The following is an 8,578-nucleotide window of genomic DNA, read 5'->3' on the forward strand; positions in this document are numbered from 1 at the left end:
GAGGCCCTCGGCGCCACCAGCCGCGACAGCCCCTACGCCGCCGCCAAGGCCGGCGTCACCGGCCTGACCCGCGCCCTGGCGGTCGAGCTGGGCCGCGAGGGGATCACCGTCAACTGCATCTGCCCCGGGCCCATCCTGACCGGCATGACGGCGGGCATCCCCGAGGCCGACAAGGCCACCTACGCCAAGCGGCGCACGGCCCTGGGCCGCTATGGCGATCCCGCCGAGGTCGGTCACATGACCGTCAGCCTCTGCCTGCCCGCCGCCAGCTACATCACCGGCGTCACCATCCCCGTGGACGGCGGCCTGATGGCCCGCAACGCCTGACCCCCGACGTCAGGTCTCGTCCTGGGGAAGGCTATCGGTGATCTGGTAATAGTCGCCCTTGGAGGCGACATGGACGTGCCGCTCAAGCGTCAGGCCTGTCGGAGCGTCGAGGGCGCCCAGGGCAACCTCTGTCACCTCGCCTTCGAAGGGATCCCAGAACAGGGTCGATCCGCAGCGGCGGCAGAAGCCACGGCGGGCGATATCAGACGACCGGTACCAGACCAGGTCTTCGGTCTCCGGAATGGCCACCGCCGACCGCGGCGCGCCCACGGCGGCGAAGTAGTGCCCGGACTGCCTGCGGCACTGGGTGCAATGGCAGGCAATCGTTCCGCCCAGAGGCCCGCTCAGGGAAAAGGTCACCGCTCCACAGAGGCAGGCCCCGGTTCTCCTCATCGTGTCAGAACCGGGGACCACAGCCATCTGACAGCCTCACGCCGCGACGGTCGCCTTCCGGTCCACCCGGGCGTTCGGGAAGATGCGCAGGAAGTTCTCCGCATAGAACTTGTCCCGCACGCTGGCCGGGCGCTCGCCGAGCGAGGCCTCGAAGCGGCCGATCGGGTTCCGGCCGCCCTCGATGTGCGGATAGTCGCTCGAGAAGAGGTAGAGGTCCTCGTTCGACTGGTCGATGAAGTTACCCACCTCCTCGAAGACGAAGGGGGTGAAGGCCAGCTGCTGGGTGATCTGCTCGGAGGGCGTCCGGTGCAGGCCCTGCAGGTTGGCGTCGTTGCGGCTCCAGTGCTTCACCACCCAGTCCAGGCGGCGCAGCAGCTCCGGCACCCAGCCCGCGCCCAGCTCCACCGCCGCGCCCTTCAGGCCCGGATTGCGGTGCAGGACCCCGTCCAGGATCATCATGGTCAGGAACTGCTCGGGCCCCTCGTGCAGGACGGCTACGTCCTTGGTGCGCAGGTTCTCCCCGCCGCCCAGCCAGTCCTTGGTCGGCGGCCGGCCATTGTTCATCCACGCCTTGGCCAGCTGCAGGGGCGCGCCGCCCACGTGCAGGACGAAGGGGACGCCCGCCTCGGCCAGCTTCGCCCAGAAGGGATCGAAGTCGATGTGGCCCGGCGAGCGGTCCAGCGGCGCCCGGTGCGGCACCCACACGGCCTTGAGGTTGCTGGCCAGCACGAAGTCCAGCTCCTTCAGGGCCAGCTCCGGGTCGTCAAGCGGAATGGCCGCCACGCCCATCAGCCGGTCGTCGGCGGCGCAGAAGTCGATCATGTGCCGGTTGTGCGCCCGGGTCGCGCCATAGCGCAGCCGGCTCTCCAGCTTGGTCGACGGCGAGAAGGGCATGCGCAGGCTGTGGGTCGCGAACACCAGCTGCTTGCGGAAGCCGAGCAGGTCCATGGCGGTGCGCCGGTCGCCGGGATTGAAGGCCCCCAGGGCCTGGATCTCCTTGGACTTCTCGATCAGGGCGTCACCCAGGGCCACCTGCGCCGCCACGTGCTCATCGCTGTGCCGGCCGCCCTGGTCCATGATCACCGCCACCTCCTCGTCGGTGACGATGGAGGCCGAATAGGACACCTCGGGGATCTCGTCCCTCAGGCCCGGGTCGGCGTATCGCTTCAGGAAGTCCGGCAGCTCCATGATGTGGCTGTCGGCGTCATAGATGTCGCGGTCCGCCGGCGCGTAGGCCATGGTCGTCTCCTCCTGGGTGGCGTTCTTTAGGCGCTGACTATGAGGTCAAGTCCGGGCGGAGGGCAAGGCGGGCGATCCGACACGAAGTCGCCCCACACCTGCCGGAAAATGGCCCATCCGATGCCGTCCAGTGAAGAGATTCCCGGGGCTCAACGCCACAGCGGGGCTTTGACACTTGAGAAAATAATAGCTCAGGAGCTATATTTGGATTGGGTCGTTCTCTTCCATGAAGCGTTTGATCCGGAGTTTGAGCGCCTTTCGGAACCCGTCCAGGATGAGCTTCTTGCGAAGGCCCAGCTGCTTCAGGCCCTCGGGCCCCAGTTGGGACGGCCCCACGTGGATACCCTGAAAGGCTCGGACTTCGCGAACATGAAGGAACTCAGGTTCGCAGCAGATCAGGGTGTCTGGCGGGTGGCCTTCGCCTTTGATCCGGATCGACAAGCCATCCTGCTCGTCGCCGGCGACAAGTCGGGCGGCGGGGAAAAACGGTTCTACCGGGGCCTGATCGCCCGGGCGGATGCGCGGTATCGCCAGCATCTGGAAGGGCTTGGGCGGGACAGGGCGAGGAGGTCGTGATGCAACGAAGGCTCAATGAAGTGATCGCGGCCCTGCCGGAAGCCCGGCGCAGCCGCGTCGAGGCGCGGGCGCAGGCCCTGATGAGCCAGGTCGAGGGCCTGGGCGAACTGCGGCGCGCCGCCGGCAAGGCTCAGGTCGAGATCGCCCGGGCGCTGGGCGTCCGCCAGCCGACAGTCTCCCGGATGGAGCGACAGGCGGACATGTACCTCTCAACCCTCCGGAAATACGTGGAAGCCATGGGCGGTGAACTCGAGATCGTCGTGCGGTTGCCGTCCCGGGAAACGGTCAGGATCGAACGACTCGGCGACATGACCGCAGACCGTGCGGACGCCTGATCTCACAACCCCAACACCGCCTTCGCCATGATATTCCGCTGGATCTCGTTGGCGCCCGCAGTGATCGAGCCGGCGAAGTCGCTGAAGTCCTTGGGCGCAGCGGTCCAGGCGTGCGGCGGGCCGCGAGGAAGCCGTCGGCGGGCGCGCGCTGGGGCTGGGCGTCTCACTTGCCGGAGACAGGCGCTCTGGCTCCATACCCATTGCCCCGTGACGGCGCCCCGCCCGCCCTGGCGCACAAAGATGTGCAGCGCGATCATATGATATATCATCCCTAATTGAGATTTTTCGATTGATATGTCATGCATTTTCTATGTCACGCGCATCAAGAGCCGCCACAGGACTGCCGCCTCAGAGCCAGCGCGCGATGGCGCAGCTGGGCAAGGACATCTCAATCGCCCGCCGCCGGCGAAAGCTGCCGCAACGGCTGATGGCCGAACGCATGCTGGTCTCGGTGCAGACGCTCCAGCGTCTTGAGGCGGGCGATGCGACCGTGGGCCTGGCCGTGCTGGCCAGCGCCCTCCATGTGTTCGGCATGACCCAGCGCCTCGCGGAACTCATCGCCCCGGATACCGATCGCGTGGGCATCGGCGAAGACCTCGCCCGGCTGCCCCGGACGACGCACGCCGTCAGCCGCGACGACCTGGATTTCTGACGGGCATGGCGACGGTCCGCACCTACGTCTTTGTCCATCTCGCGGGTGGTCCTGTTCCGGCGGGGCTGCTGACGATGACCGATGAGCCGCGGAACCCGTCCGCGACCTTTGCCTATGGCCGCCGCTATCTCGCCCGCCCGGACCGCGTCCCTGTCGATCCGGTGGCCCTGCCCCTCCACGATCCGGCAACCGACCGCACATTCCGGACCGAGGAAGGCTTCGCCGTCTTTGGCGGAGTCCGCGATGCGGCTCCCGATGGCTGGGGCCAGTACCTCATGTACAAGGCGATGGGGGATCGCCTGCCGAGCGACATGGATCTGATCCTCGCCTCGGGCGACCACCGGGTCGGCGCGCTGGCCTTCGGACCGACTCCGGAACGTCCGGAGCGCCTGACGCCCTGGGGTGATGGCGATGCGCCAGGTGAGCATTTCTCTCTCGAAGAGTTGGCCGAGGCTGTCGAGCGCGCTCAGCACGTCGACCAGCTCGACGAAAACCTGCGACGGCTGCTGACCGCCGGTTCGTCCCTCGGCGGCGCGCGCCCCAAGGCGGCGACGGAACTCGACGGCCAGCCCTGGATCGCCAAGTTCCAGGCGCGCAATGACAGCTTCCCCGAATGCCGGGTCGAGCTCGCCACAATGCGCCTGGCTGCGACCTGCGGTCTCGACGTTCCCGCACTGGACTTCAGGCAGGCGCTGGGACGCGACATCTACCTGATCAAACGGTTCGATCGCACGCCACACGACAGCGGGCTTCAGCGGCGGCCCTTCGCCTCCGGCCTGACCCTGCTCGGCGCGCACGAAAGCGAAGTGAGCCGTTACACCTATGCGGACCTCGCCGCCGCCCTTCGGCAGCATGGCGTGGAGGTGCGCCGCGATCTCCACGAACTGTTCCGGCGCATGGTGTTCAACATTCTGGTCACCAATGACGACGACCACCTCCGCAACCACGGCTTCCTCTTCGACGGCAGGGGCTGGCGGCTTTCGCCGCTCTACGATGTCGTCCCCAAGCCGCAGGTCGGTCTGGAACGGCGTCTGGTGCTGGGCGTCGGCCCGCAAGGCAGGGCGGCCACACTCGCCAATGCGCTCGCGGGCGCCGCAGGGTTCGACCTCTCCCCCGACCAGGCCGAAGCCATGATCGCGACCTTGCGCCGGCAGGTGGCCGCAGGCTGGGAGGAACAGTTCACCCAGGCCGGCGTGAACGCCGCCGACCGCGGACGCTTCGCCACGTGCTTTCGTCTGTCGCGTGAGGACTCCTAGATCTCGCCGAGGAGACGGCGCGCCGCGCCCGATGCCCTCACAGCCCCAGCACCGCCTTCGCCATGATGTTCCGCTGGATCTCGTTGGCGCCGGCATAGATCGAGCCGGCGCGATCGTTGAAGTACTTGGGGGCGGCGGTCCAGGCGTGAGGCGGGCCGGCCAGGAAGCCGTCGTGCGGCTGCCAGGAGTAATAGACGCCGGCCAGTCCGCTTCGAAACCTGACCTCTCCGCGCGCCGGCCTCTTGCAACCCTCGCCGAGCAGATCTCAGATCAACCTAGGACACTCGTTATCGCTGGATGAGAAACGGGGGTCACGTCAGGCCTCACATTGCGTGGGCTGCTAAGCGATCTAAAACGTGACGATCAAACTGCAGCGGACGAACTGCGCCTAGACGTTGGGACGCTGCGCCGGGCGATCGCCGGTGACGCGCCGCTTCCCGCCGAGATTGTGGCGCGCGCTGTCCAGATTTGGCCGGTCAATGAGCGGGATTTCTACGCAGTCCACGACGACACCACCTTCGACATCAAACAAATGTCCGCGGCTGAATCATTCGCGACACGCCGGACCCTGAAGCGACGTGGGCGCGACTATTACGAGTACCGCGACACCGCCATGAGCCGGCTGTGTCTGTTGCGCCCCGAGTGGATCAGGATGCTTCAAGTCGTTGATGACAACGATCCGTACAATAAACAAATCCAGTGGAACGATGGACATCTGCTCTATCAGTTCACATATTTCATCGGATCCGTGAATTACTATTATGAGGACCGAGGTCGCCGTTACTGTGTGCAGATGAATACTGGCGACTCGGTGTTCGGCAAGCCCTACGCGCCGCACAGCTTCGCATCTCGAGATCCCAGCCAGCTCGCCCTAATCCTTGCGCTCACCTATGGGGGGCGACTGTCAGGCGATGGACAGCAGGAGCTCGGCGGCTGTGGGCTCGAGATCGCCGCCCGGCTGATGCTGCCGGCGGCTGATGAGACGACATTGCAGGCTGCGCGACTCCGCAGCCTGCTGGCCAATGGCAGCCATTCTGTCGATCAACTTGCCAAGGCGAGCGGCCTCTCGGTCCAGCAGATCTCGCGCGCGCTTTCTGAGGGCGAAAGCGACTTGGAGGTCTTGAGGCCACTCGCAAACGCCTTGCGCGTTCCGCTACGCGAACTCCTGGCTGCCGCCGATGACACCTGCAACGGCGTCGTGATCTCGCAGCGCACGTCGACAGATTGCTGGCTGCTTCCTGACGCCAAAGATCCGTCCTACGAAATCCAGCCCTTGGCCTGCTCGGCCCTCACGCCTTACGCCCGAAGTCTGGAGCTTAGGCCCCTCAAGTCCGGTCACATCGCCAGCCCTGAGGTGCTCGAGGTCGCGCTGCATCAGTATGTGTATAACATCGGCTGCGACCCGATTGTAATGTCTTGGCTGAGTGGAGGCTTGTGGCGAGACGCTCGGCTGGAGCCAGGAGACTCCCTCTACATCAAGCCCTGCGTCCCCTGCACTTTCAGGCGGGCTGAGAACGAGGACGTGGAGGCGCGCGTGCTGCTGCTTCGGATCGGCGGTAAGGTCGTGGGAGACGCTGTCCTGGAGGCGTCACTGTGCGGCGGCGAAGTCATCTCCCGAATGCTACAGGACGACAAACCTTGGTTTCGCGCGCAGGGCCGCAATTGAGCCGGCCAGTCCGCAGCGGCGTGCGACCAGCCCCGCCCCTCAGACCTGTCCCATAGCACCGATTTTCAGGCTACCACTGAGGCCAAATTGCGCTACGCGCATTGGTCGGTGCACAACTTTAGAGAAGTCCCTCATGTTGGATCGCTTGCTGGACGGCGTCGCCATCGTGGAGCCCAAGGACGGGCTGCAGCAAAAGCTTGCGCTCGCTGAGCGCGAGGGGCGCCGCCTGGTCGTCAAGCTGGGATTCGACCCTACGGCCCCGGATCTACACCTTGGGCACGCCGTGGTGCTGGAGAAGCTCCGGCAGTTCCAGGACGCGGGCCATAGGGTGGTTGTCATCATCGGGGATTTCACGGCCGCCATCGGCGACCCGACCGGTCGCAACAAGATGCGCCCGCCGCTTTCAGAAGCGGCGATCGAGGCCAACAGCGCGACCTACATCGCTCAACTCTCACGCGTCGTCGATACAAGCCGAATTGAGATTCGCCGTAATTCAGAGTGGCTCAGCCGCCTCGATTTCCGAGCGGTCATCGAATTGGTCTCGAAACTGACCGTCGCCCAGATCATGCAGCGCGACGATTTTCGGAAGCGCTTCGATGGTGGGGTCGCCATTCACTTCCATGAGCTGCTCTATCCAATCATGCAGGGCTATGACTCAGTCATCATAGACGCGGACATCGAACTCGGCGGCACCGACCAGTTATTCAACAATCTCGTCGGCCGCGCCCTGCAGGAATCTCACGGCAAGCCTGGCCAAGTTGTGATCACTTGTCCTCTGCTGGTTGGCCTAGACGGCGTCGAGAAGATGAGCAAGTCGAAGAACAACTACATTGGGCTGACCGCTCCGCCAGAAGACATGTATGGCAAGGTGATGTCGATCGCCGACAGCTTGATTCCCCACTACCTCGATCTGACCACCACCTATGATCATCAAGCCAAGGAAAGGCTGCTCGAGGGCTTGGCGCAGGGCGCCAACCCAATGGCGATTAAGAAGCAGATCGCGGCCAACGTCGTCGAACGCTTCTATCCGGTGGGAACGAGCGTGGCGGCCGCGGCTCACTTTGAGCGCACGGTGCAGAATCGGGCACCGGATGATGCGGATCATGCGGCGCTTCAGATATCCCGGCTAAACGCCGCCTTCCCAACCTCGCCCAGCCTGCTGGACCTCTGCGATTTCGCGACCGAAGGCGTGAGCCGCTCGCAACTGCGTCGGCTCATCCACGGCGGTGGGGTCAGCGTGGATCGTCAGAAAATCATGGACGAGCACACCAAGGTGCAGATCGCGCCAGGCCGGATCCTTTGGGTCGGCAAGCGTAGCCGCTACATTCTCACTGGAGATTAAGCGAAGGTCTCCGCCAGGGCTGGGCGACTGCGCACGTGCGGGAACTCGTATCGGGCCAGGGGCGCGCTTCGAGCGCAGCGGAAGAAGGCGTGAATGACCTCCGTCCGTTTTGGCTCGGGCAGACTGACGTGACCCCATTTCTCATCCAGCCATAACGATAATCCTAGGTTGATTTAACCTTGCCCCCAAACTTGGACCAGGTCGGGCCGGGATTTCGCTCCGGTTAGCCCCCGGGCGGGTCAAATGGACCGGCGCCGTTCAGCAGATCAATCCGACACTTGCCGCCGATCGCCCTAAAAGCTCCCCCTCACAACCCAAGCACCGCCTTCGCCATGATGTTGCGCTGGATCTCATTCGTGCCGGCATAGATCGAGCCGGCCCGGTCGTTGAAGTACTTGGGCGCGGCGATCCAGGCGTGGGGCGGGCCGGCCAGGAAGCCGTCGGCGGGGGGCGTGAAGCCCGGGGTCGGGCCGCCGAGGGCGCCGCCGTGCGGCTGCCAGGGGGCGGCGTAGACGCCGGCGGCCTCGACGGACAGCTCGGTCAGGCGCTGGCTCAGCTCGGTGGAGACCGTCTTCATCAGCGAGCTTTCGGCGCCGGGCGCCTCGCCGTTGGAGAGGCGCGACATGACCCGGAGCTCGATGGCCTCCAGGGCGGCGATGTCGATCCCGGCCTGGGCCAGGCGGGCGGCGTAGCCGGGCGCATCGATCAGGCGCCGGCCCTCCTCGTCCGGGGTGCGGGCGATCTCGGCTAGGCGCTCCAGCCGCACGCCCAGGCGCGGCGCGGCGGCCGAGC

At 65.6% G+C, this 8,578-nt stretch carries 10 protein-coding genes and 1 pseudogene; 7 read left to right on the forward strand and 4 right to left on the reverse strand.

The genetic code is table 11. The features are described 5' to 3' along the window. Positions 1-327: SDR family oxidoreductase (locus tag INE98_RS10620; protein ID WP_293538810.1), on the forward strand; the 327-nt coding region annotated here is incomplete at its 5' end. Positions 328-336: 9 nt separating this feature from the next. Here the strand turns inward: INE98_RS10620 and INE98_RS10625 are convergent. Continuing rightward, the gene (locus INE98_RS10625) at positions 337-687 is read right to left on the reverse strand and encodes a GFA family protein (RefSeq protein WP_293538812.1); all 351 of its coding nucleotides are present in this window, start codon (positions 685-687) and stop codon (positions 337-339) included. Between the two features lie 69 nt (positions 688-756). Next, positions 757-1,959 carry an amidohydrolase family protein gene (locus INE98_RS10630; RefSeq protein ID WP_293538814.1) on the reverse strand — a complete coding sequence of 401 codons (1,203 nt, stop codon included), beginning with the start codon at positions 1,957-1,959 and terminating at the stop codon, positions 757-759. Between the two features lie 204 nt (positions 1,960-2,163). On the opposite strand from INE98_RS10630, the gene INE98_RS10635 reads away from it, so the two are divergent. The 4 genes from INE98_RS10635 (at position 2,164) to INE98_RS10650 (ending at position 4,778) form a co-directional block, all read left to right on the forward strand. Continuing rightward, entirely contained in the window at positions 2,164-2,535 is a 372-nt protein-coding gene (locus tag INE98_RS10635; protein ID WP_293538816.1) for a type II toxin-antitoxin system RelE/ParE family toxin, read from the forward strand. Continuing rightward, positions 2,535-2,870, forward strand: coding sequence for an XRE family transcriptional regulator (locus tag INE98_RS10640; protein ID WP_293538817.1), 336 nt, complete (start codon positions 2,535-2,537; stop codon positions 2,868-2,870). The genes INE98_RS10635 and INE98_RS10640 overlap by 1 nt, the downstream gene beginning before the upstream one ends. Before the next feature lie 364 nt (positions 2,871-3,234). Then, positions 3,235-3,522 carry a helix-turn-helix transcriptional regulator gene (locus tag INE98_RS10645; protein ID WP_293538819.1) on the forward strand — a complete coding sequence of 96 codons (288 nt, stop codon included), beginning with the start codon at positions 3,235-3,237 and terminating at the stop codon, positions 3,520-3,522. A 5-nt stretch (positions 3,523-3,527) separates the two neighbouring features. Beyond that, on the forward strand, positions 3,528-4,778 hold the full coding sequence (locus INE98_RS10650) for a type II toxin-antitoxin system HipA family toxin (protein ID WP_293538820.1): 1,251 nt from the start codon (positions 3,528-3,530) through the stop codon (positions 4,776-4,778). Between the two features lie 37 nt (positions 4,779-4,815). Here the strand turns inward: INE98_RS10650 and INE98_RS10655 are convergent. After that, a pseudogene (locus INE98_RS10655) lies at positions 4,816-4,920 on the reverse strand (hypothetical protein); the annotation flags it as partial. Positions 4,921-5,106: 186 nt separating this feature from the next. Between INE98_RS10655 and INE98_RS10660 the strand changes: the two are divergent. Both INE98_RS10660 and tyrS read left to right on the forward strand, forming a co-directional pair. Beyond that, the gene (locus tag INE98_RS10660; RefSeq protein WP_293538821.1) at positions 5,107-6,444 is read left to right on the forward strand and encodes a helix-turn-helix domain-containing protein; all 1,338 of its coding nucleotides are present in this window, start codon (positions 5,107-5,109) and stop codon (positions 6,442-6,444) included. Between the two features lie 133 nt (positions 6,445-6,577). Next, positions 6,578-7,786 carry a tyrosine--tRNA ligase gene (tyrS, locus tag INE98_RS10665; protein WP_293538822.1) on the forward strand — a complete coding sequence of 403 codons (1,209 nt, stop codon included), beginning with the start codon at positions 6,578-6,580 and terminating at the stop codon, positions 7,784-7,786. A gap of 307 nt (positions 7,787-8,093) precedes the next feature. Here the strand turns inward: tyrS and INE98_RS10670 are convergent. Next, on the reverse strand, positions 8,094-8,578 hold a 485-nt coding region (locus INE98_RS10670), incomplete at its 5' end, for an acyl-CoA dehydrogenase family protein (RefSeq protein WP_293538824.1).

The organism is Phenylobacterium sp., from assembly GCF_020253645.1.
Taxonomy (GTDB): domain Bacteria; phylum Pseudomonadota; class Alphaproteobacteria; order Caulobacterales; family Caulobacteraceae; genus Phenylobacterium.